General features: G+C 38.4%; 12 protein-coding genes. 1 reads left to right on the forward strand and 11 read right to left on the reverse strand.

Annotated features, from left to right (window positions below; genetic code table 11):
- Nucleotides 1-28 precede the first annotated feature (28 nt).
- From trmB to tsf, 10 genes are all read right to left on the reverse strand, one after another.
- Entirely contained in the window at nucleotides 29-706 is a 678-nt protein-coding gene (gene trmB, locus B0E34_RS04425) for a tRNA (guanosine(46)-N7)-methyltransferase TrmB (RefSeq protein ID WP_087707167.1), read from the reverse strand.
- Nucleotides 707-788: 82 nt separating this feature from the next.
- Nucleotides 789-1,589 (reverse strand): DUF6759 domain-containing protein, encoded by an 801-nt coding sequence (locus B0E34_RS04430; protein ID WP_087707169.1) that lies wholly within the window; start codon nucleotides 1,587-1,589, stop codon nucleotides 789-791.
- Nucleotides 1,590-1,797: 208 nt separating this feature from the next.
- Nucleotides 1,798-2,586 carry a hypothetical protein gene (locus B0E34_RS04435; protein ID WP_087707171.1) on the reverse strand — a complete coding sequence of 263 codons (789 nt, stop codon included), beginning with the start codon at nucleotides 2,584-2,586 and terminating at the stop codon, nucleotides 1,798-1,800.
- A gap of 163 nt (nucleotides 2,587-2,749) precedes the next feature.
- Nucleotides 2,750-6,151, reverse strand: coding sequence for an FIDD domain-containing protein (locus B0E34_RS04440; protein WP_087707174.1), 3,402 nt, complete (start codon nucleotides 6,149-6,151; stop codon nucleotides 2,750-2,752).
- 119 nt (nucleotides 6,152-6,270) lie between these two features.
- The gene (locus B0E34_RS04445; RefSeq protein WP_087707176.1) at nucleotides 6,271-9,090 is read right to left on the reverse strand and encodes a T9SS type B sorting domain-containing protein; all 2,820 of its coding nucleotides are present in this window, start codon (nucleotides 9,088-9,090) and stop codon (nucleotides 6,271-6,273) included.
- A gap of 139 nt (nucleotides 9,091-9,229) precedes the next feature.
- Nucleotides 9,230-12,322, reverse strand: coding sequence for an FIDD domain-containing protein (locus B0E34_RS04450; RefSeq protein WP_087707179.1), 3,093 nt, complete (start codon nucleotides 12,320-12,322; stop codon nucleotides 9,230-9,232).
- A 137-nt stretch (nucleotides 12,323-12,459) separates the two neighbouring features.
- Nucleotides 12,460-15,543 (reverse strand): FIDD domain-containing protein, encoded by a 3,084-nt coding sequence (locus B0E34_RS04455; RefSeq protein WP_087707182.1) that lies wholly within the window; start codon nucleotides 15,541-15,543, stop codon nucleotides 12,460-12,462.
- Between the two features lie 81 nt (nucleotides 15,544-15,624).
- Nucleotides 15,625-18,984 (reverse strand): FIDD domain-containing protein, encoded by a 3,360-nt coding sequence (locus tag B0E34_RS04460; RefSeq protein ID WP_228423014.1) that lies wholly within the window; start codon nucleotides 18,982-18,984, stop codon nucleotides 15,625-15,627.
- Between the two features lie 195 nt (nucleotides 18,985-19,179).
- Nucleotides 19,180-23,271: an FIDD domain-containing protein gene (locus B0E34_RS04465; protein ID WP_087707185.1), complete on the reverse strand. Its 4,092-nt coding sequence runs from the start codon at nucleotides 23,269-23,271 to the stop codon at nucleotides 19,180-19,182.
- A gap of 193 nt (nucleotides 23,272-23,464) precedes the next feature.
- On the reverse strand, nucleotides 23,465-24,289 hold the full coding sequence (gene tsf / locus B0E34_RS04470) for a translation elongation factor Ts (RefSeq protein WP_087707188.1): 825 nt from the start codon (nucleotides 24,287-24,289) through the stop codon (nucleotides 23,465-23,467).
- A 145-nt stretch (nucleotides 24,290-24,434) separates the two neighbouring features.
- Here tsf and B0E34_RS04475 point away from each other — a divergent pair, with 145 nt between their 5' ends.
- Nucleotides 24,435-25,133, forward strand: a complete 699-nt coding sequence (locus B0E34_RS04475; RefSeq protein WP_087707191.1) for a DUF6759 domain-containing protein — start codon at nucleotides 24,435-24,437, stop codon at nucleotides 25,131-25,133.
- 57 nt (nucleotides 25,134-25,190) lie between these two features.
- On the opposite strand, the gene B0E34_RS04480 is transcribed toward B0E34_RS04475, so the two are convergent.
- Nucleotides 25,191-25,580 (reverse strand): helix-turn-helix domain-containing protein, encoded by a 390-nt coding sequence (locus tag B0E34_RS04480; protein WP_087707194.1) that lies wholly within the window; start codon nucleotides 25,578-25,580, stop codon nucleotides 25,191-25,193.
- Nucleotides 25,581-25,648: the final 68 nt, after the last annotated feature.

Raw genomic sequence — 25,648 nt, forward strand, 5'->3', positions numbered from 1 at the left:
TTTTTTTTTCATCGTGTGTTTTTGTTTGTTAGTTAATTCTGAATTTAATATAAGTTATTGTTTTTCCTTTGGCAGAGAAAAGCTCTTCATAATATGTTTTAATATCCCTTAGATGCGGTGTATTCGGATCATACTCCAAGGCTCCGTAAATATCGTGGTGTGCAGTAATGATTTCATAACCTGCCCCCTGTAAAAATCCTAAAGTGTAGCCGTGAAGAAATTCCGAATCTGTTTTTAAATGGATAATTCCACCGGGTTTCAAGAATTTCTTATATCTTTCTAAAAAGTCAGGATGCGTTAATCTGTGTTTTGTACGCTTATATTTAATTTGCGGATCAGGAAACGTAATCCAGATTTCATCCACTTCATTTTCTCCGAAAAAATAATCAACAAGCTCAATTTGGGTTCTCAGAAAAGCCACATTTTTCATACCGTTTTCTACGGCTTCTTTAGCGCCGAACCAGAATCTTGCCCCTTTAATATCAACTCCTATAAAATTTTTCTCAGGGAATGTTTTTGCAAGACCTACCGAATATTCTCCCTTTCCGCAGCCTAATTCTAAAACAATAGGATTGTCGTTTTTAAAGAAATCTGTTCTCCATTTTCCTTTAAGATCGAAACCATTTAAAGCATCTTCTCTAGTTGGCTGAATAACATTTGGTAATATCTTGTTTTCTGCGAATCTTGCTAATTTATTTTTACCCATGAGACATTTATAAAATCCTGCAAAAATAACTAATTTTAAGCAAATGCTTCATTTTTAAACCTGAAAATAACAGCTAACTGCGTTATTTTCTCATAGAACTTCCCAATGCAACCATGATGGGTTTCTGGATGGTTTTCTGTGAGGCGTACTGAGCTCCGCAAACAATACTGGTGAAAAGATAATCACCTTTCTGTACCACAATCGAATTGTCGCCGTGCGAAGGAACAGGAAGCCTGTACTTCGTGGTCCCGATTCCTTCTATTCGTACAATAATATTACAGTCAGATTTATTTTCAATCATCACGATACATTCTTTCGCATTGGGGTCGTTATCGAAAAGAGAGTTAAGGATTTTTACCGTTTTGTTTTTATGTTCCGTCGGATTTTCCGCCATCAGCATATTAAATTCAGAAGCTTCTGCATCAGGAATGGCAGCAACAGGTTTAGTGTTTGCAGATGTTGTGGAAGGAGCAGCAGGAGCAATGTATACGTTTTTAGGATTGCTTGGTGTGTACACTACCGCAGATTGCCCCACCTGCAATTCTTTCTGATATTTTGCAATCTGTTTCTGCTTGATGAGGGCATTCATCTCATCAAAAGATATTTTGGTAGAAGGTCTTCGCTTCAGCATAGCAAGCCAGTCCTGCATTTGCTTTACTTTCTGGTCACCGGGTTGAGCATTTTTTATGTATTCTTTCATCATTTCCATAACACGAGGCTTAAGTATAGATCTTCGCGGATCATCGGGATGAGCATCTCTCAGGAAAGCATTAATTTCGTAAATATTTTTACTCTTTAAAATTTCACTGTAATCTTTCCCTTTCGACTGAGCGGAAAGAGTGATGTACAGAATCATACTAAAAAATATAAATAACTTTTTCATTCACTGGTATTAAAGTGTAAAAGTAAAATATTTTCTCGTTTAATTGATTTATTTTTAAGGCATTAGTATCCAAAATTGCAGCGAAAATTACACCAACTGTAATGAACAATCAATTTTTTCTAAATTTAAAAATTATTTTAAGTAAAACAAAAAAATGTACATCCCACTTGGAAAATGTACATTTTTTTTATTTGTATAATGAGAAATTTTATTTCAGAACATCCTGAAGGTGAGAATTCCTTAATCTTCTCTGGTAAATCGGAAGATATTTTTCTATAGGGATTTTTACAGCTTCAAAGTTTCCGGCAAGAACATAGGGTTCAATATTTTCTGAAGTGTATACAAACTGCAGGAAATTATCAATTAAGTTTTCAGGAATTTTGAATTTCGTAAAATAATCTTTTCCCAGATAATTTTTAATCTGCGTTACAGAATTATTCATTCTTTCGTAGGCTACATAACGTTGTTTTTTCTTTCTTTCTCCGGATAGAATATCATAAATGCTTTCTAGGCTGAAGGTAAGACCACCATCGCGAAGACCTGCAACAGGAAGCTGCGGCGGAGTTCCGTCTCCTTTAGGTTCCGGAAGACCAATGACTTTTTTAATCGCTAAAGCCTTATCTTCTTTTCTGATTGAATTTACATCATAACGTAAGTTTCCGGTAGGCTTAAACCTGCTGATGATGACTTCCTGAATATCGTGATACGCTACTTTCAGCTCAACCAGATTTTTCTGATCCATCATCTGAGGCGTCAGCTTAATATCTTTTCGCTCTGTAATAATCGACGTAAAACGGATCACATCTCCCGGATTGGCAGAAATAGAAAAATCACCATTATAATCACTTAAAACAGTTTTCAGGGTATTAAGATTCGTAACATACATCTGGTTCAGATACAAAACAGAATTATCTTTTAGAAAAACTTCTCCGGAGTATGTTTGTGCGTTAATTTTTGCCAGAAAAACCAACAGCAGCAGAGTAAATAACTTCTTCATATAATACCGCAAAATTACGCAGAAAACCAACAAGCTATACCTATTTTAGTAGTGAAAACAGGTTAAAGTTATATTAAACTTTAATGAGGAATTGTTAATGAATGTTATAAGGATGCATTTAAATATAAAATGTGTGAAAATTTTTAATGATTTTTCATTCCGATTAATAATTCTTTACCAAAAGCCAACTCGTATATTTTACAGTGGTTGTACCTCCAAATTCCGTCCAGCTTATGAAATACCAGTACGTTGCTGTGTTTACCAGTCTTCCTCCGACTCTTCCGTCCCAGGTAAATCTGTTGGAAGGCGCTCCTCGAAATACCTCTGCTCCATAACGGTCAAAAATTCTAAAGATAATGTTGTCATTATTCATTAATTCAGAATAATTTATAGCATCATTATAGCCATCAAGATTAGGCGTAATTGTATTGATAAGATTAATAATAACAAATGGTCTGGTTACTTCCTCGCACTGATTGGTGTCTCGAATGTGGATAATATGATTTCCCCTCGGAACATTCATGAAAACATTTGAACTCTGCCAGTTTACGCCATCCAGAGAATATTCGTAAGGCGGAGTTCCACCGCTTGCTCCTATCGTTACGGTACTTCCGTTTATTTCAATCATCGTGATAACCGGAAGAGAAGATTCTGTAACGGTTACACTTTGTCTGTAAGTACAGCCTTCTGCAGTAAGATCTACCCAATAATTTCCGGGCGCAACATTTCCGATTGAAGAGGAGGTTGCTCCGGTACTCCATAGATAACTGTCGAATCCCGGTCCTGCATCTAAAGTAGTTAATGTTTTAGGGCAAAATACTTTATCTTTCAGAATAAGTGACGATTTCGGAGTTTTTATCGTAACAGTAATTGAAGCAATATTAGGACAGACTCCGGATTTCTCAAATCTTATAAAAACCGTTTGGGTTCCCGATAAATTCATTGGGTTTGCAATCTGCGCCGTGTTGTTCTGTGCATCCTGAAGAGTAGGGTGAAAAGTCACGGTAACAGAAGGATCTGTTGTAAACTGACTGATATAAGGCATCAGATCAATCACTTTTGTACCGTCCAGATTATCATCACACATGGTGATGGCGTGTGTGGTTTTAATTAAAGAAATTTTATTTCCGATAACAAAAACAAGCGGCTTCACAACTGGAGGACAACCGTCCGGAGAATCTACTCTTATATAAATTGTAGTGGTGGTTGTGTAAGACCAGTTATTGGGTAATGTATTTGCGTTTCCGGCATTGGCATCTGCTAAGTTGGCGTAATATCTTACATTCGTAAAATAAGTCGGATTGTTTAAAACAAGAGGGGTGATGTTAGGCAGAATTACATTCACCACGCCGTCCAGATTATCATCACAAAAAGTTCCGGTATAATTATTAAGAACGTTGGCAAAAGGATAAAGATTAAGCGTAATCTGGGCAATAGCTTTACATCCAAGTGTATTTTTTACCACTGCATACACAATGGTTCCGTTCGTTGCGGTATAAGAAGTCGTATTGGTAATTGCGGTTCCCGGAGTTTCGTTCTGGGCATCCAACAGATTAGTATAATAGGTAATGGTTACCGGAGAATTAGTGGTAACATTGGCTGTTGTTAAATTAAATATTCCCTGTCCCGATCCGTTATCACAGACTTTTAATGTTGCATTATTCACCGTTAAAACCTGAATATTAATGGTAACGGTTACAGTTTCGCAGTCAGGGAAATCAGGGTTGTTCCCGCAGAATGTATACGTGAAAGTGTCTGTTCCTGCAGTTCCGGGATTCGTAACGGTATAAGTAATAACTCCTGTTGTTGCATTTACGGTTGCCGTTCCTAAAGTCGGAGCCGTAAGCACGGCAACTGTAGAAGGAACCGGAGTCTGGGTAGAACTGGTAAATGCAGGAGTAATTGTTTTTGTGGTACAGACATCATAGGTCGCGGTAGACAGTTTTGTACAGTTCTGTACCTTGTACTGTGCTGTGATTAATGGAGCACAGCTTCCCATCGTTACCGAACAGGTGTAATAGCCGGACTGAGTGGGTGAGTAAGAAGCTCCTGTTGCTCCCGGAATTAAAACTCCACCGACGTACCATTGATAGGTGTCATAAATTACAGGATCTACTGTGAGAATAATTCCCGGAGCGCAGTCTCCACCGGATTTTAAAATGACAGGCTGTGTAGGAAATCCTGCAAAAAAACCTCCGTATCCGACAGCATCACTTCCTGCATTAATTCCCGCAGTTATCGCCTTAGAGGAAACAACAGTTACGGTTCCTGCAGTATTGGGAATGCCATAAGTTACCCAATTCAGGGTTCCCGTCATATTGAAAGGCCCTGTTGTAGCCGGAGGGGTAACTCCATTTACGGTAACCACTGCACCTCTTTCTGTGATGAGATTTAATTTTGTGGGAATATTTAAAATACCATTCGGATTCCCGTTGGAATACACAAAGTTTTCATCAATTAATCCAAGTTCGTTAATCTGTTTCGGTAAGTAACAGTTCAATGCAGGAATAAAATTGAATCCACCGGTTGCCACTTCGTTTCCTGCGGTACTTGCACCTGCAAGAACCTGATAAATATAGACGTTTTTGGTTGTTTTGATGTATAAATTATAATGTCCGCTTCCCTGAAGCTGATATTTGGAGTCCGGAATCATGAAATACTGTCCCGTGTTTAAAGTGGCAACAGGAACAACTTCATTATTTACACGGATTTCCGTATTGTCTTCGGTGGCAATTACCAAAGCGCCTTCCATATTCGAACCGATGCTTCCGTTACCTTTTACCAAAGCAAATTCATTTCCCAAACGATCTACAGGAACCGACTGATCCATGAGGATATCAGAACTCTGAGGATAGTTTCCTGCATATTGTCCGTTGAAATTTCCATTGGTAACGTTAATGTTTTTATTGGCTGTAATTTTAGCACCTATAAATCCGTCAAAGTTTCCTGTAATATTTCCGATTCCGTCGATGATGTAGGATTGCCCTTTATTTAAATTAAACGTAATGGTAGGATTGGTTGCTCCCGTTGTTCCGTTGGAAAACTGTACAGTGGGTTTATATCCTGTTATGGTAACGGTGGTATTGTCTTCAGTTGCCAGAACGCTCGTCATAAAATTCAGGATAGAATTACTTACAGAGAGGGGAGCATTGGCTGCGTAAAAAGTTTTTCCGGTGGAAGGAATTCCTTTGGATGTAATAATTTCAGCGTGATTAAATACTGAAAATCTTAAGTTGGCGTAAAAGGGAAATTCTGCTTTTACATAAAGTCCTTTTGTTGTTGGAGTAAAAAGATCTGTCTGCTGTGATGTAATAATATAATCTCTTAAAATATCAACTTTTTGAGGATTTCCTTTGCTGATCGTTGCTGTGGCAATTAAAGTATTGTTGTTATAAATTTCTACCGGAAAAGGGGTGGTACGGTTAGTAGAAAGATATAGTTTCTGATTGGGGTTTGAATTTCCTGTGCGGTCTACCATGGGTGCAAACCAGTGTTCTCTATCCAATTGTGCCAGAGTAGAGGTGAAAAAGAGAAGTAAAAACAGAAAAGATAAAATTTTCTTCATTCAGATATTGCCTTTAACACAAATTTAATAATAAAAAGCATTCTGAGCTTAAAAAAATAAAAAAAACCATGATATCAAAATCATGGTTTTCAGAGTATTATTTAAAGAAATATTTAAAATTAATTTCTGTTTTTCACTAAGATCCATCCGGAATATTTAATCGGGGTCTGTTTGCCGTTTGGCTCATTCCAGCTTACATCGTACCAGTAGTTTCCTGTAGGTATCTTTTTACCGCCTACTGAGCCGTCCCATTTATATCCGTTTTCCTTATTTCCTTCATGCATTTTTGTACCATATCTGTCGTAAATATTGAACACAAAATTTTTCTTGTTTCCTAATGCAGAATAATCTATCATATCATTTACGCCATCTCCGTTCGGAGTAATCACGTTGATAAGATTCGGTACGGTAACTTCTACCTGCATTGGATTACAGTTGTAAGAATCTTTTACATAGAATATATTATTTCCTCTCGGAACATTGGTAAATACATTGGAATCCTGCCAATGAATATTATCAATAGAGTATTGATAAGGAGCTGTTCCTCCCAATACATTTACCGTAACGGTATTATTGGAAATATCAATGCTTGAAATAACAGGCTGCTCCGAAGCATAGACTTTTACCGTCTGTCTCGTTACACAATTTCCTGTTTTCAGATCTACCCAGTAAGTTCCTGTGGTAACGTTACTGATTGACTGTGTTGTTGCACCTGTACTCCATAAATACGCTGTAAATCCTGGACCTGCATCTAAAGTTGTTTTATTTTCAATACAGATAATCTTCTCCTGTAAAACACTGGAATACACTGGTGGAAGAACAATTAAAGTAACTTTAGCTATTCTGAAACATCCGTTTGCGTTGCTTACTTTCACAAAAACGACTCCGTTGGGAGCAATATAGTTCGCCGGATTGAGGATTTCATTGGTTCCGAGCTGTGCATCCGTTAAAGAAGGATAATATTTTTTGGTAATTCCTGTAGTGGTAGATACAAGAGCCGTTGTAAGGTCAAATAATGCCGTAGCAGGATTAGACGGAATAAAACATGATCTCAGTGTTGCATCCGTTACAGTAGGACTTGCAGAAACGGTAAACGTTAAAGTTACCTGCTCACAATCTGTAAAATCAGGATCGTTTCCACAGAATTTGTAAACTATTGTATCTGTACCTGTAAAACCAAAAGTTGGGGTGTAGATAATTACTCCATTAGGATCAATAACAGCAGAACCATTTGCTGGAGGCGTAACAATCGTTACCGTACTCGGAACATACGTCTGTGTAGAATTTGTAAAGGCAGGAACTACTGCCTGATAACCCTCACAAACCGTAAGCGCTTTCGTAGACTGCTGAAGACAGGTATACACTTTATAGACAGGCGTTATTGCAGGAACACAAGATCCTACTGTAATTCTTACGGTGTAATTTCCTGCTACTGTCGGCGTATAACTGTTTGAATTGGCTCCCGGAATAGGATTTCCGTTCAGATACCACTGATAGGTTTCATAGCTGTCATCAACCTCAAGAACAATTCCCGGAATACAGTCTCCGGTTTGTTTTGTAATTAAAGGAATGGAAGAGAATCCCGCAAAATAACCTCCATAACCAGCCGTGCTGTAACCTCCATTCACTCCGGCTGTTACCGCTTTGGTGGAGGTTACCGTTACATTTCCGGTAATTCCTGTAATAGCATAAGTTACCCAGTTGGTGTTTCCTGTTAAAGGATAAGGTCCCTGCGCAGCGGTTGGAGTTGCTCCATTCACCGTAACAGCCGCTCCTGCTTCTGTAAGAATATTAAGCTTCATGGTTACCCCCGAAACACTTGGCATTTCGTTGATCTTTCCGATCTCATCAATTTTTCTCGGAAGGAAGCAGTTCAAAGGCGGAATATAATTGTATCCTCCTGTGTTATTTTCTGTTCCTACACCAACTAATTGATACAAGTATACATTTTTAGAAGTTGAAATAAACATATTGAAATGTCCGCTTGCTCCTCCCTGCTGAATGTAATTGGTTTCATTAATTCTATACCATTCTCCGGCATTAATTGTTGCGATAGGTGCAGTAGCTCCGTTAATGAAAATCTGAGTGTTATCTTCTGTGGCTATCACAATTCCACCCTCCATGTTTTCGGCAGGAGCGGTAGATCTTGTTTTTACCATTGCAAATGTATTCCCCAGTCTTTCCACTGGAACCGACTGATCCATAATTAAATCTGAACCACTTGAACTTAAAGCTCCGAAATTACCATTAGAACTTCCGTTGGTTAAGGTAATGGGTTTATCTGAAACTATTTTGGCTCCGATAAATCCCGTAAGATTTGCTGCGGTGCCATTATTTCCTGCCATGATGTAAGACTTCCCTTTGTTAAGGGTAAAAGTGTGGGTATTGGTTCCGGAAGGAGATCCTCCTAAAAAGACCAATCCTGAAGTATTCCATGTAACGGTAACCTGTGTATTGTCTTCCGTTGCAAGAATTCCCGCAGTAAAATTGTTGGAAGTACCGGTTCCTGCATTGGTATTTGGTGGGTTGGCTACAAAGAATAATTTCCCGATTCCTGCTTTACCTTTGGATGTAATAATTTCTCCGTGAGAAGATTGTGCAGACCTCAATGTACAGTAAAAAGGCTTGTCTCCCTTAAGATAAATTCCTTTTGTAATGATCTGCAATGCTTCCGAAGCGGTTGTTGCGCTAATAAGATTGGCAGAAACAGTATACGATTGAGGATTTCCTTTGCTGATGGTAACGGTCGTTAGCAAAGTATTATTGTTATAAATTTTTACATCAAAAGGAGTGGTGGAGTCTGTTGAAAGATATAACGCATTGGTATATCCTGTTGTGGATGCATAGTAAGGTGCAATCCAGTGCTCCGTATCCCTCTGTGCAAAAAGAGTACTCATGCCGAAAAGCATCAGTACAAAAGACAGTAGAATTTTATTCATAAATTGTTGAATTAGGATTCATGCAAAAATAATGGAATTTTCTAAACATATTCAAATTATGTTTTTAAATGTGATAATATATTGTCACAAAAAAGCCACGATTTTTGATCGTGGCTTTAGGATTCAGCTTTTGTATTGCTTAGTCAATATTTTTAACAAGGATCCAACCTGAATATTTAATTGGTGTTTTTTCCTTGTTGGGTTCGTTCCAGTTGATGTGATACCAATAGGTTCCGGTAAGTATTTTCTTGTCGAAATGTTTACCGTCCCATTTGTAATTGTTGAATTTATCTCCTGTGAAAATTTTATTTCCGTATCGGTCGTAGATCACGAAGCTTAAATTTTCCTTGTATGCCAGTTCGCTGTAATCGATAAAGTCATTTTTGTTGTCTCCGTTCGGCGTGATGGCATTTAATAAATTCGGAACCGTTACCTCCACAAAGATCGGGGTACAGTTGTAGGCGTCTTTCACATAGAAAATATGCTGTCCTCTTGAAAGTCCCGTGAATACGTTAGAATCCTGCCAGTTTGTAGGCGAATCCACCGCATATTTGTAAGGTGCTTTTCCACCGGTTACTTTTACGGTTGCCGTATTGTTTGAAATTTCAATTTCCGAAATCACAGGATCTACTGCTTTTTTCACACTTACAAACTGCTTCACAGAGCATCCGTTGTCTTTAAGGATGACCCAGTAATCTCCTACCGGCACTCCTGATAATACCTGAGTGGTTGCTCCTGTATTCCACAGGTAAGACTGATATCCCGGTCCTGCGTCAAGATTTGTTCTTCCGTCGATACAGATAATCTTATCCACAAGAACCGTAGATCTTTTTGGAGGAATCACCACTAAGTTCGCTTTGGCAATTGCATAACATCCGTTGGAGTTGTACACTCTGATGTAAACCGAAGCATTCCCTGATACGTATGCTAAAGGATTCAGGATTTCATTGGTTCCGTTACTTGCATCAACAAAAGTTGGGTAGTATTTTTTGGTAATCGGCGATTCTGTGGAAACATTGGCAAGCGAAAGATTAAAAGCTGCTTTTGTTTCGTTATTTTCAAGATAACATTCGCTGATGGTGGCTTCAGTTACAACCGGAGTCGGAAGATAGGCTAAAGTAATTTTGGCATTTCCTGTACATCCTTCGTTGGTCGTCACTTTTACATAGACAATTCCTGCTGCGGAAAGATAATTGGCAGGAGTTGTAATTTCGTTGGTTGCTGCGTTCAGATCAGCAAGGGTAGGATAGAACTTCTTCACCACCGGTGAATATGTCGTTACATTAGCTGCGGTAAGATCAAAGAATCCTTTTCCGTTGTACTGACATGCTTTGATGGTTGTGTCCGTTAAAATAAATGGAACCACCGTCAGATTTAAAGTTACCTTTTCACAGTCAATAAATTCGGGCGCATTTCCGCAGAACTGATAAACAATAGTATCAGGACCTAAATATCCCGGATTCGGAATATAGGTAATCTGTCCTGCGCCGTTTACCGTTGCCGTTCCGTTTGTCGGATAAGTAAGAATGGTTACCGTACTTGCCACCGGAGTCTGTGTTGTGGTGAACGAGAAAGCGGGAGTAATGACTTTTGTTGCACAGGCATTAAGAGCTGCTGTTGTATTTCTTACACAGGCAAAAACTTTATAGATGGGAGTGGTAACCGGCGGACATGTTCCCATGGTTACTTTTACAGTATAATTTCCTGCTACGGTAGGCGTATAAACGTTTTGCGTTGCTCCGATGATCGGGTTTCCGTTCAGATACCACTGGTAGCTTTCATAGCTGTCATCAACCTCAAGAATAATCCCCGGAATACAGTCTCCTGTCTGTTTTGCAATTAAAGGAATAGAAGAGAATCCTGCAAAATAACCTCCATAACCTGCCGAACTGAAACCTCCGTTTACTCCGGCTGTTACTGCTTTTGTTGAGGTTACTACTACATTTCCTGTCGGGTTATCAATAGCATAGGTTACCCAGTTGGTGTTTCCTGTTAACGGATAAGGTCCCTGCGCAGCGGTTGGAGTGGTAGCCGGTCCACCGTCGATGCTGTACGTAACAGCTGCTCCTGTTTCAGTTAGGATATTTAACTTTAAAGTAATTCCGGAAATTCCCGGCATCTCGTTGATTTTTCCGATCTCATCGATTTTTCTTGGAAGGAAGCAGTTCAAAGGCGGTATATAATTGTATCCTCCTGTATTGTTTGAAGTACCTACTCCTACTAATTGATACAAATATACATTTTTAGAAGTAGAGACTAACATATTGAAATGTCCGCTTGTTCCCTGCTGAATGTAATTCGTTTCATTAATTCTAAACCACTCTCCGGCATTGATTGTTGCTAGTGGAGTCGTTCCTCCATTCACAAATATCTGAGTATTGTCTTCTGTGGCTATCACAATTCCACCCTCCATGTTTTCGGCAGGAGCGGTAGATCTTGTTTTTACCATGGCAAAAGTATTCCCCAGTCTTTCCACCGGAACCGACTGGTCCATAATTAAATCTGAACCGCCCGAACCTCCTGCTCCAAAGTTTCCGTTGGCGCTTCCGTTGGTTAAACTTATGGGCTTATCTGAAACTATTTTGGCTCCGATAAATCCCGTAAGGTTTGCCGGAGTACTATTATTCCCGGCTAAAATATAAGATTGCCCTTTATTTAAAGTAAAGGTTTGAGTATTTCCTGTAAAAGTGGCGGGAGCACCTATGAACTGAATTCCTGAGGTTGTCCAGGTTACGGTAACTGATGTATTGTCTTCCGTAGCGAGAATTCCTGCTGTAAAATTGTTGCCCGATCCGGTTCCTGCCGTTGTATTGGGTGCATTAGCTGCAAAGAATAATTTCCCGATTCCTGCTTTACCTTTGGATGTAATAATTTCTCCGTGCACACTTTGTGCAGATCTCAATGTACAGTAAAACGGTTTGTCTCCTTTAAGATATAAACCTTTTGTACCTACCGTAAAAGCATCGGCTGAAGCTGTAGCCGTTATATTAGCGAGAGGAACGGTATACGATTGAGGATTTCCTTTGCTGATGGTAACGGTCGTTAGCAAAGTATTATTGTTATAAATTTTTACATCGAAAGGAGTGGTAGAGTCTGTTGAAAGATATAACGCATTGGTATATCCAGTTGCGGATGCATAGTAAGGTGCAATCCAGTGCTCTGTATCCCTCTGTGCAAAAAGAGTACTCATGCCGAAAAGCATCAGTACAAAAGACAGTAGAATTTTATTCATAATTATAGAATTAGGATTCTTGCAAAAATAACAGAATATTTAATATGTTCTTAATAATATTTCCAAAAAAATGGTTATAAATACGTAAAAAAGCCACGATCAAAAATCGTGGCTTTAAGATTCAGCTTTTGTATTGCTTAGTCAATATTTTTAACAAGGATCCATCCTGAATATTTAATTGGTGTTTTTTCCTTGTTGGGTTCGTTCCAATTGATATGATACCAATAAGTTCCGGTAAGTATTTTCTTGTCGAAATGTTTACCGTCCCATTTGTAATTGTTGAATTTATCTCCTGTAAAAATTTTATTTCCGTATCGGTCGTAGATCACGAAGCTTAAATTTTCCTTGTACGCCAGTTCGCTGTAATCTATGAAGTCATTTTTGTTGTCTCCGTTCGGCGTGATGGCATTTAATAAATTCGGAACCGTTACCTCCACAAAGATCGGGGTACAGTTGTAGGCATCTTTCACATAGAAAATATGCTGTCCTCTTGAAAGTCCCGTGAATACGTTAGAATCCTGCCAGTTTGTAGGCGAATCCACTGCATATTTATAAGGCGCTTTTCCTCCGGTTACTTTTACGGTTGCCGTATTGTTTGAAATTTCAATTTCCGAAATCACAGGATCTACTGCTTTTTTCACACTTACAAACTGCTTCACAGAGCATCCGTTGTCTTTAAGGATGACCCAGTAATCTCCTACCGGCACTCCTGATAATACCTGAGTGGTTGCTCCTGTATTCCACAGGTAAGACTGATATCCCGGTCCTGCGTCAAGATTTGTTCTTCCGTCGATACAGATGATCTTATCCACGAGAACCGTAGATCTTTTCGGAGGAATTACCACTAAGTTTACTTTGGCAATTGCATAACATCCGTTGGAATTGTACACTCTGATGTAAACCGAAGCATTCCCTGAAACGTATGCTAAAGGATTCAGAATTTCATTGGTTCCGTTGCTTGCATCAACAAAAGTCGGATAATACTTTTTGGTAATCGGCGATTCTGTGGAAACATTGGCAAGCGAAAGGTTGAATGCCGCTTTTGTTTCGTTATTTTCAAGATAACATTCGCTGATGGTGGCTTCTGTTACCACCGGAGTCGGAAGATAAGCCAGAGTTATTTTAGCATTTCCTGTACATCCTTCATTGGTTGTTACTTTTACATAGACAATTCCTGCTGCGGAAAGATAATTCGCAGGAGTTGTAATTTCGTTGGTTGCTGCATTCAGGTCAGCCAGGGTAGGATAGAATTTCTTGACCACCGGTGAATATGTCGTTACATTGGCTGCGGTAAGATCAAAGAACCCTTTTCCGTTGTACTGACATGCTTTGATGGTGGTGTCCGATAAAATAAACGGTACCACTGTAAGATTTAAAGTTACCTTTTCACAGTCAATAAATTCGGGCGCATTTCCGCAGAACTGATAAACAATATTATCGGGACCTAAATATCCCGGATTCGGAATATAGGTAATCTGTCCTGCACCGTTTACCGTTGCCGTTCCGTTTGTCGGATAGGTAAGAATGGTTACCGTACTTGCAACAGGCGTCTGTGTTGTGGTGAGCGAGAAAGCTGGAGTAATGACTTTCGTTGCACAGGCATTAAGAGCTGCTGTTGTATTTCTTACACATGAAAAAACTTTATAGATGGGAGTGGTAACAGGCGGACAGGTTCCCATGGTTACTTTCACAGTATAGTTTCCAGCTACGGTAGGCGTATAAACGTTTTGTGTTGCTCCGGTGATCGGATTTCCGTTCAGGAACCACTGGTAGGTTTCATAGCTGTCGTCAACCTCAAGAATAATTCCCGGGACACATTCGCCTGTTTTCTTCGCAATAATCGGGATGGAAGAGAATCCTGCAAAATATCCTCCATAACCTGCAGTGCTGTATCCTCCGTTTACTCCGGCTGTTACTGCTTTCGTTGAGGTTACTACTACATTTCCTGTCGGGTTATCAATAGCATAGGTTACCCAGTTGGTGTTTCCTGTTAAAGGATAAGGTCCCTGAGCAGCGGTTGGAGTAGTTGCCGGTCCGCCGTCGATGCTGTACGTAACAGCCGCTCCTGTCTCTGTTAAGATATTTAATTTCAGGGTAACTCCTGAAACACCAGGCATTTCGTTGATCTTTCCGATCTCGTCAATTTTTCTCGGAAGGAAGCAGTTCAATGGTGGGATATAATTGTATCCTCCATTGTATGAGAATCCCTGAATTCCTATAAACTGATATAAATAAACATTTTTGGAAGTTGAAATGAACATATTAAAATGTCCGCTTCCTGCAGTTTGTTCTACGTAGCTTGTCTCGTTAATTCTATACCATTCGCCTTCATTAATTGTGGCAACAGGTGTTGTGGCTCCGTTAATAAAAATCTGGGTATTATCTTCTGTGGCAATAACAATACCACCTTCCATGTTCAGGGCTGGATTGGTCGCTTTGGTTTTTACCATGGCAAAAGTATTCCCCAGTCTTTCCACCGGAACCGACTGATCCATAATTAAATCTGAGCCATCAGAAGTATTTGTTGCAAAGTTTCCGTTAGCATTTCCATTCGTAAGGGTTACAGGTTTATCTGAAACTACTTTAGCACCGATGAAGCCATTTAAATTAGCAGAGGTTAAATGATTTCCGGCTAAAATATAAGATTGTCCTTTATTTAAAGTAAAGGTTTGTGAATTTCCTCCGGGAGTACCTCCGATAAAAACTAAACCTGCGGTGTTCCATGATACGGTAACCGATGTATTGTCTTCGGTAGCCAGAATTCCTGCTGTAAAATTATTACCGGAACTGCTTGCTGTACTGGGAGTTGCTGCCACATAGAATTTTTTTCCTATTCCTGCCTTACCTTTAGAGGTAATGATTTCTCCGTGCGCAGTCTGAGCGGATCTTAAAGTACAGTAAAACGGTTTGTCTCCTTTAAGATATAAACCTTTTGTACCTACTGTAAAGGCATCTGCGGTAGTTGTTCCATTGATGAGATTAGCGGCAATAGCATACGAAACGGGTGCTCCTTTTGCAACCGAAACCGTCTGAATAAGGTTATTGTTATTGTATATTCTTACGTCAAACGGAGTTGTTGAATCCGTAGAAAGATATACAGCATTGTTGTACCCTGTAACGGATGTATAAAACGGGGCAATCCAGTGATCGGTGTCTCTTTGTGCAAAAAGCGTATTGATCGTACAAAATATTAATACGAAAGACAGTAGAAATCTTCTCATATATAATTAATTATGATTTCTACAAATTTAAAATAATATTTAATAAATGTTAACGAAAAATAAAAGAAAGTTTAAAAATTATTAACGATTCTTAATTAATAACCATCCGGAGTATGAAACCGGTAATTTTGTGTCAGGTTCATTCCATTTTAATAAATACCAGTATGTGCCTGTTGATAAGGGTCTACCGTTAATTTTTCCGTCCCAGGTATAATTTTTATCAGATGATCTGTATACGGGAGCTCCGTAACGATCTACGACTTCGATTGAAACATTTTGTTTAATTCTTAAGTCGGAATAATCCAGTACGTCGTTAAGTCCGTCTCCGTTCGGCGTAATCGCATTGATAAGATTTAACACTAAAAATTCTTTAATAACCGGCGAGCATCCGTCTTTACTTAAAACATAAACAGTATGCATTCCTCTGGAAAGACCTGTAAAAATATTAGATGTCTGATAGTCTATTCCGTTTAATGAATATTGATATGGAGGAGTTCCTCCGGTAACGGTAATGGTAGCATTATATCCGGAAACTTCAATTTTAGAAATAACAGGAGATTCAGCAGTTGTAATCTTCACATACTGTCTGTACACGCATCCGTTAAATCCAAGATCTACATAATAATTTCCCGCTCCCGCAATGATAGATTGTGTAGTGGCTCCGGTACTCCAGGAATAGGAAGTAAATCCTGCACCTGCATCTAATGTTGTTGTATCGTTAAGACATACTACTTTGTCGGCAAGTCGGGTAGATTTTTTTGGTGTTTTTAAATTAATTGTTAAAACGCCGGTACTCGGACATTCTGTAGCGGAAGTAAATCTGATGTAGAAGGTATTGCTAAGAGCAGAAATATTCTGGTTCGGTGAAATCGCATTAGTTCCCGCCTGTGCATTAGCCAGCGTAGAGTAGAATGTAAGACTTACTCCTGCATTCGTTGTGAAAAGATTTTTATAATCATTTAAATTTACCGTTTCAGAGCCGCTGATATCACTGTCGCAAACATCTGTTGCTGCATTTCCTGTAATTAAGGTAATTCTGTTTCCTATGGTAAAGTTAATCTGACCAAAGACAGCAGGACAGCTTCCGGTAAGCGCGTCTACTCTCACATAAACAGTTGTGTTGGCTGTATAGGTCCAGTTTGTAGGAAGTGTATTATTATTTCCTGCATTTGCATCTGCCTGAAGTAAATAATATCTTACATTGAAATTGGCAGAATTGGTTACAATAACAGGAGTAATACTTGAGAAATTTACATTCACGATGCCATCAAAATTATCATCACAAAGCGTTGCATTATAATTACTCGTGTTGATGTTTGGAGATGGAGTAGTGGTTAAATTGATTTGTGCTACTTTTGTACATCCATACGATGATGTTACGTTTGCGTAAATCGTTCCGGTCGATCCCGAATAAGTTGTCGGTACTGCAATCGGAGTTCCTGTTAATGCTGCATTCGTGAAATACTGTACCGTAGTTCCCGAATCTGGTGTTACATTAGCCGTAGTTAAGTTAAACGTCCCGTTTCCGCTGATATCTGCACATGAAGTTAACGATGTATTTGTAGTCTGCAAAACATCTGTATTGATGATAATTTTAAAATATTCAAAACTTGCAGGGCTTCCGTTTCCTTCTATGTAATAAATGAAACTGTCCGTTGTATCTGCTGTAAGTCCTGTATTGGGTGTATAGGTAATTTGTCCTGTTGCAGAATTAACGGTTGCAGTTCCGGAAATGGGAGCTAAAATAATGCTTGTATTACCCGGAACAATAGCCTGTGTAGAATTTGTGAATACAGGTGTAATTACTTTTGTATTGCATGACCCTATATTATACGTTGTCGTTGTGATCGGAGGACATAATGTATAGGAATAGACATCAGTAAGCAAAGAACCACAATTGTTTTTAGAAACCATACAGGTATAGTTTCCTGCACCGTATAATTCAGGATTGATGGAATATGAAGTGGCTCCCGGAATAGGATTTCCATTCAGATACCATTGATAATTATCGTACGTGTTATCTACCTGAAGCAAAATTCCGAGATAGCAATCTCCGGTTTTTGAAATTACAGGTACAGAAGAAAACCCTGCAAAATAACCTCCGTAACCTACTGCGCCGCTTCCTGCTGCAATTCCTGCGGTTACGGATTTTGTAGAATTTACGGTAACAGTTCCTGTGATATTAGGAACAGTGTAGGTAACCCAGTTAGGATTTCCGTTCACAGGGTAAGGTCCGTTAGCTGTAGCAATCGGATTTCCGTTTAAAGTTACGGTTGCTCCGGTCTGGGTGATAATATTGAGGCGGGTATTAAAAGTCTGACTTCCGATTTGATTGATAAATCCTATTTCGTCTACCTTATTAGGCATGAAACAACTTAGCGGCGGAATAAAATTCATTCCTCCGGTAGCGTATTCATTTCCTCCGGTTGTAGAAGAAACTCCTGCTAATAACTGATAAACATAGATGTTATTATTGGCAGAAATGCTCATGTTATAATTATCTCCGGTTCCATGCTGTATATAATTATTACTCGGAACCATATAATATTGTCCTTCGTTTAAAGTGATTCCTGTAGCAATGCCGTTAATTGTAATTTGAGTGTTGTTTTGTGTGGCTACAATCAGGGCAGTTTCCATTTCGGAAACTACGGTTCCGTTTCCTTTTACCACAACAAATTCTTTTCCCAGTCTGTCTGTAGGAGCTGCCTGATCCATAAGGATATCGTTGTTGGTGAAATTTAAATTGGTATAAATTCCGTTAAAATTTCCGTTGGTTACAGAAATTGGTTTTGAAGATTGAATTTTCGCCCCGATTAACCCATCAAGATTCACAGCAGAATCTGTACTTAAAGCATCTACGATATAGGATTCTCCTTTATTTAAGGTAAATGTTTTTGTAGGGCTTGAGGAGCCATCTGAGAAAACAACATTCGGATTATATCCTGATATCACAACCGAAGTATTGTCTTCCGTAGCAGTAACCCCTATGGTAGAGTTTACATAAGTTGCAGCACCTGTTATTGGTGCCATTCCTACGTAGAACGTTTTTCCTAATCCGGCTAAACCTTTAGAGGTAATAATTTCAGCATGACTTGGAACCGAAAATCTGTAATTGGCGAAGAATTTTTTTGTTCCTTTCAGGTAAACTCCCATTGAATTCGGGCTAAATAAATCCGATGGATTAGTAGTGATTAAAAAACTGTTTGGAATACTTACCTGAGCGGGATTTCCTTTACTAACCTGCACTGTTGTATAGAGAGCATTGCTATTATAAATCTGTACACTAAAAGGAGTGGTTTCATTGGTGGATAAATATAAATATCCCTGAAGATTCCCTGTGCCAGACTTTGAAGCCATTGGAGCGAACCAATGATCAGTATCAAGCTGCGCATTGAATAATAAACAAAGAAATGTACAAATGGTTAGTAAAAGTTTTTTCATATTTCTCAATAAGGGATGCAAATGTAAGTATTAAAAGTCAATTTTTTACATAAAATTTAATTAGTAATTTCTATAATTATGAATATTGTTGAATATTTAATATTTTTTTAATAATTGAGAATATATTGTAATGTTAATAAAAAATCCTGATGAATTAAAATCATCAGGATTAATATTTTTTGGTGAATTAAAAAGTTATTCTCTGTTTTTTATTAAAATCCATCCGGAGTAGGAAACCGGAAGTTTTGTATCAGGTTCAATCCATTTTAAAATATACCAGTAAGTTCCCGTTGGAAGAGGTCGCCCTCCTGATTTTCCGTCCCACATATAATTTTTATCTGTAGATTTATAGACAGCAGCTCCATATCTGTCTGAAATTTCAATAGACACGTTTTGTTTTATTTTCAGATCAGAATAATTGAGAACATCATTGATGCCGTCTCCGTTCGGGGTAATTGCATTGATAATATTTACAATTAAAAACTCCTTAACTACAGGTGAACAGCCATCTTTTCCAAGTACATAAACGGTATGAATTCCTCTTGAAAGACCGATAAATGTGTTGGAGGTCTGATAATCAATTCCGTTTAATGAGTATTGATAAGGAGGAGTTCCGCCTGTAACATTTACTGTTGCATTAGAAGCCGTTACGTTGATGCTGGTGATTGTCGGAGCTTGCGAAGTCATCACATTTACATACTGACGGTAAACACATCCGTTAAAACCTAAATCTACATAATACGTTCCCGCACCGGCAAGAATGGTCTGAGTAGTTGCTCCTGTACTCCAAGTATAAGAACTGAATTCCACACCCGGATCCAATACCACTTTTTCTGTGGAACAAACCACTTTGTCAGTAAGCTGACTGGATTTTTTAGGCGATTTAAGCGTTACATTAATAACTCCTGTATTCGGACATTCAGTTCCGCTTACAAATCTTACATAGAACGTTTTTGGCGAAGTAATCGTCTGATTTGCAGGAATTGTGTTAGTGCCATTTTGAGCATCCGCTAAAGTAGTATGGAAAGTTAAAGTAACGGCAGGATTACTGGTAAATAAATTTTTATAGTCATTAAGATTTACGTTTTCAGATCCGTTAAGATCATTATCGCAAACATCCATATTCACGACGTTGGTAAGCAATGTGATCTTATTTCCGATTTTAAAATTAATCTGTCCGAAAGCCGGAGGACAACTTCCTCCCGCTGTATCTACTCTTACATAAACGGTTGTATTTGTTGTATACGTCCAGTTTACAGGCAGAGTGTTGCTATTTCCGGCATTTGCATCTGTCTGATTCAAATAATATCTTACCGTAAAATTCGCAGCATTGGTAACAATCTGAGGGGTTACGGTTGAAAAATTCACGTTAACGATACCGTCAAAATTATCATCACAAAGACTCGCATTATAATTTGCGGTGTTAATATTAGGCGATGGAGTGGTTGTTAAAGTAATCTGTGCCTGTCTGGAACATCCATTCGCAGAAGTAATGTTTGCATAAATAATTCCCGCCGATCCTGAATAATTCGCAGGGTTTGTAATCTGTCCGGTTAAATTAGAATTGGTAAAATAAGTTATCGTAGTTCCCGGATCAGAAGAAACGTTGGCTGTGGTTAAATTATAAGTTCCGTTTCCGTTGGTTCCTGTGCACGAAGATAAAGTGGCATTCGTAACGTTAGGCAAAGGATTTACCGTTAAAGTAATCTGAGCTGCTTTTGAACAGCCTGCTGCGGAAGTTACATTCGCATAAATAATTCCTGAAGCTCCCGAATAATTCGCAGGATTTGCAATCTGTCCTGTTAAATTAGAATTCGTAAAATACGTTACCGTCACTGCCGGATCAGAAGAAACGTTAGCTGAAGTTAAATTAAACGTTCCGTTTCCGTTGGTTCCTGCGCAAGATGCTAAAGTCGCATTATTCGTATTGGGTAAAGAATTTACCGTTAAGGTGATCTGAGCAGTTTTCGAACATCCGTTGGCAGAAGTCACATTCGCATAAATAATTCCTGAAGGACCTGAATAGGTTGTAGGATTGGTAATTTGTCCTGTTAGATTAGAATTGGTAAAATACGTTACCGTAATTCCCGGATCAGAAGAAACGTTGGCTGAAATTAAATTGAATATTCCGTTTCCACCTGTTCCCGTACATGAAGCCAGAGAAACATTATTAACATTCGGTAAAGCATTTAAAGCTAATGTAATCTGGGCGGTTTTTGAACAGCCATACTGTGACGTTACATTGGCATAAACAGTTCCTGCCGGTCCTGAATAATTCGCAGGGTTTGCAATCTGTCCGGTTAAATTAGAATTGGTAAAATAAGTTACCGTCACTCCCGGATCAGAAGAAACGTTGGCTGTGGTTAAATTATAAGTTCCGTTTCCGTTGGTTCCTGCGCAGGAATTCAGAGAACCGTTATTTACCTGTAAAACATTTGTATTAATAATGATTTTAAAATATTCAAAATCGAAAGGATTTCCATTCCCCTGAACGTAATAAATGAAATTATCGGTAGTGTTCGTTGCAGAAGGATTGGGAGTATAAGTAATTTGTCCTGTTGTTGGATTTACCGTAGCAGTTCCCGATGTTGGCGGTGAAATGATACTGGTAAGCGATGGAACGATGGTCTGCGTAGAGTTCGTAAACGCTGGAGTAATCACTTTTGTGTTACAAGACCCGATATTGTAGGTTGTTGTAGAAATCGGAGGACATAAAGTATAGCTGTAAACTCCTGTTAATCTGGTTTCACAGTTGTTTTTTGTAATTAAACAGGTATAATCTCCGGCTCCGTACAATTCTGGATTGATTGAGAAAGAAGTGGCTCCCGAAATTGGATTTCCGTTTAAAAACCATTGATAAGTGTCGTAATTGTTATCAACCTGTAAAAAAATTCCTGCGTAGCAGTCGCCGGTTTTTGTAATCGCTGGAACAGATGAAAACCCTGCAAAATACCCCCCGTAACCTACTGCACCGTTTCCGGCTGCAATTCCTGCCGTAACAGGAAGGGTGGAATTTACTGTGACATTTCCGTTAACGCCCTGAAGAGAATACGTTACCCAACCTGGATTACCCGTTACTGGATAAGGTCCGCTGATCGCGCCGATGGCACTTCCATTAAACGTTACATTAGCTCCGGTCTGGGTAATGATATTAAGTTTGGTATCAAAAGAATTGCTTCCTATTTTATTGATAAAGCCGATTTCGTTAATTTCTTTCGGTAAAAAACAGCTTAAAGGCGGAATGAAGTTCATTCCGCCGGTTGCATATACTGTACTTCCTGAAGTTCCTGCAAGAAGCTGGTAAACATAGACATTATTATTGGCAGAAATACTCATGTTGTAATGTCCGTTCCCCTGATTGATATAGCTGGTTCCCTGAACAATGTAATATTGTCCTGCATTCAGAGTAACGTTTCCTAAAAGGTTTCCGTTTACCGTAAGTTTGGTGTTGTTTTCCGTGGCGATTACTAAAGCAGCTTCCATTCCGGAATTGGCAGGTCCGTTTCCTTTTACCAAGGCAAATGTTTTTCCTAATCTTTCCACAGGAACAGCCTGATCCATCAGAATATCCACATTGCTGTTATTCTGGGTGGTATAAATACTGTTGAAATTACCGTTGGTTACCGAGATAGGTTTGTTGGCAGTAATTTTTGCGCCTACTAATCCTGTTAAATTGCTTGAGGACAAATCACTCTGCGCTTCAATAATATATGATTTCCCTTTATTGATAGTAAAAGTTCTTGAGGGTGATGAAGTACCGTCAGAGAAAATAACGTTCGGATTGTAACCGGATAATGTTACGGTTGTATTGTCTTCCGTTGCAATAAATCCGATGGTTGAATTAACGTACGGTTTTGCGGTTGTATTCGGGGCAACGCCTACGAAAAAGTTTTTCCCAATTCCTGCCAAACCTTTGGAAGTGATGATTTCTGCCTGATTGGGAACTGCAAATCTGAAATTGGCAAAGAATTTTTTAGAACCTTTTACCTGTAATCCCATTGATCTCTGTGTAAAAAGATTGGATGGAGTAGAGGCAATCATATAATTGTTCGGAATGGTAACCTGTACCGGATTGTTTTTACTCACCTGAACAGTAGAAAATACCGTATTGTTGTTGTAAATCTGAACTGAAAACGGAGTCGTTTCATTGGTGGATAAATACAGATAGCATTCCGGAGTACCCTGAAGCGAACTTGCCGACATTGGCGCAAACCAGTGTTCTGTATCCAGTTGGGCATTAAGAATTAAATAAAAAAAAGAGCAAAAGATTAGTAGAAATTTTTTCATGTCTAATAATAAGGGCTGCAAATCTAAGCATTAATAATCAATTTTTTATGATGATTTTTATCCAAATAACTCCATTTGATGTAAATTTTAAATATTTAATAATGGGTTAATATTTAGACGGTTTTGTTATTTTTAAGCACAAAAAATCCCGATGAAAAAATCACCGGGATCAATATTTTTAATCTTAAAAAGATTATAAGCTGATTCTGATAAATCCTGTTACTTTAAGATCTGCATTTACAGACTTCACATAGTCAGCAACTGACATAGAGCTGTCTTTGATGAAATCCTGGTGTACCAAAGTGTTGTCTTTGTAGAATCTCTGCATTTTACCTTTAAGGATATTGTCGATAATGTTTGCAGGTTTACCTTCTTCTACAAGTTTGTGTCTTTCGATTTCTAATTCTTTATCGATAGTTTCCTGAGAAACAGAAGTTTCATCAAGAGCGATCGGGTTCATCGCAGCAGCCTGCATAGAAACAGATTTTGCAACTTCGTCTGCTCCTTCTACTTTTGCAGAAAGAGAAGTGATGGCAGCGATTTTGTTTCCAGCGTGGATGTAAGCTCCTAAATAAGGACCTGTAATTCTTTCGAATGCACCGATCTCGATTTTTTCACCGATAACACCTGTTTGCTCGATTAATTTTTCAGCAACAGTGATTCCGTGGAAATCTGTAGCCAATAATTCTTCTTTAGAAGCAGCAAAAATTGCCATTTCAGCCAATTCATAAGCTAGTTCGATGAAAGCTTCGTTTTTACCTACGAAGTCAGTCTCACAGTTTAAAGAGATAATAGCACCTAACGTGTTATCTTCGTTTACTCTAGCGATTACTGCACCTTCAGTAGACTCTCTGTCAGCTCTGTTAGCAGCAACTTTCTGTCCTTTTTTTCTAAGGATATCTACCGCTTTTTCGAAATCTCCTTCAGCTTCAACTAAAGCTTTTTTGCAGTCCATCATACCTGCACCTGTTTGGTTTCTCAATTTTGCTACGTCTGCAGCAGCTGGTGTATAAGACATAATATCTATTATTTTTTTTATTTAAGATTAGTATTAATTTTTAGCTTAATTTTAAAGCGATGCAAAGATAATGATTTTAATGATAAACTAAAAAATGACTTTTTGCGTTATTTGTATATTTAATAAATTTTTAAATGCTTACTTAATGAAAAAAATATTTCTCCTCATATTTTTATGCATTTTCACTCTCGGGTTTTCGCAAAAAAAGAAAAAAACGAAATCCAAAGGCATTGTAGAAAAGGAAACTGCCATCATCTATACAGAAAGTGATGCGGAAACCACTGCGGAAGCAAGAGTGATTGCCGGATTTCTGAAACAAAATCCCGGACACGCCAAAACGGATTATTTCAAAAGAAAACTGATTGCCATCATCACGGCAGGAAATTCTCCTGAAGCCAAGCCAACCATTAAACCCTTAAGTGAAGATAAAATAAAGCAGATGGTTCTGGATAACAACAGCCTGAACAATTCTAAAACCATTGCTACCAATGCTTCCAAAGCGGAAAGAACCGTAAACTACGCGAGTGTTGCCGGATCGGCTAAAAAATCTACCGGAGCAAGCGAACAGAATAAAAAGACAGCAGCTATGTTAACCCATCTTTTTAATAACGATCCGATGGATAAGGAAGCTTACATCAATATTAAAAACAGGTCTAAATGTAATCTGATTGTAAAGATCAATGGAAAAAAATATTATAATCTTGATGTTCCGGCAAACGGACAAAACTTTTTATTGGTAGAAAAAGGGGAATATATTTTAACCACAATGGTTTGTGATGCCAAATATTCGTCCCTGAAAAAGATTAATAAAGATATTGAGATCGAATTGAATCTGAGTGAATAATTGAATAGAGAAAAGAGCTAAAAAAACCGGTTAAGAAAATTTTTCTTAACCGGTTTTTTAATTTACAGGATTGTTGGAGTTTCCAGCCTGATCTTTCCAGAATTCTACCTGCTCCTTTAATTCTTTTATACGTTCTTCATATTGTTCAACGAGCTTTTCGGAAAGAAAAGAATTGATATTCGTAATTGTTCCTACGTTTTGAAAAGCAAAACCACCTAATTGATCTAAATTGCTAAAATTGTTTGCTTCGTCAGAAAAGAAATTCTCAGGTTTTATTTCAAAAATTTCACTTAATTTTTCAATATGATGTACCCATGAATTGCTTTCCCCGCTTTCTATGCGTGCATAGGCAGACTGGGAGATGTGTAGTTTATCTGCCATATCATCCTGAGAAAACCCTTTGGATTTTCTTAATCTTTTTATTTTCTCAGCTACGGTATTTGTCATCGGTATAAATATTTAAAACAAATATAGAAAATTATTTCAAATCACAGGCTTTACCCGATAATCGGGTA

The sequence above is a fragment of the Chryseobacterium mucoviscidosis genome, assembly GCF_002177115.1.
Lineage (GTDB): Bacteria > Bacteroidota > Bacteroidia > Flavobacteriales > Weeksellaceae > Chryseobacterium > Chryseobacterium mucoviscidosis.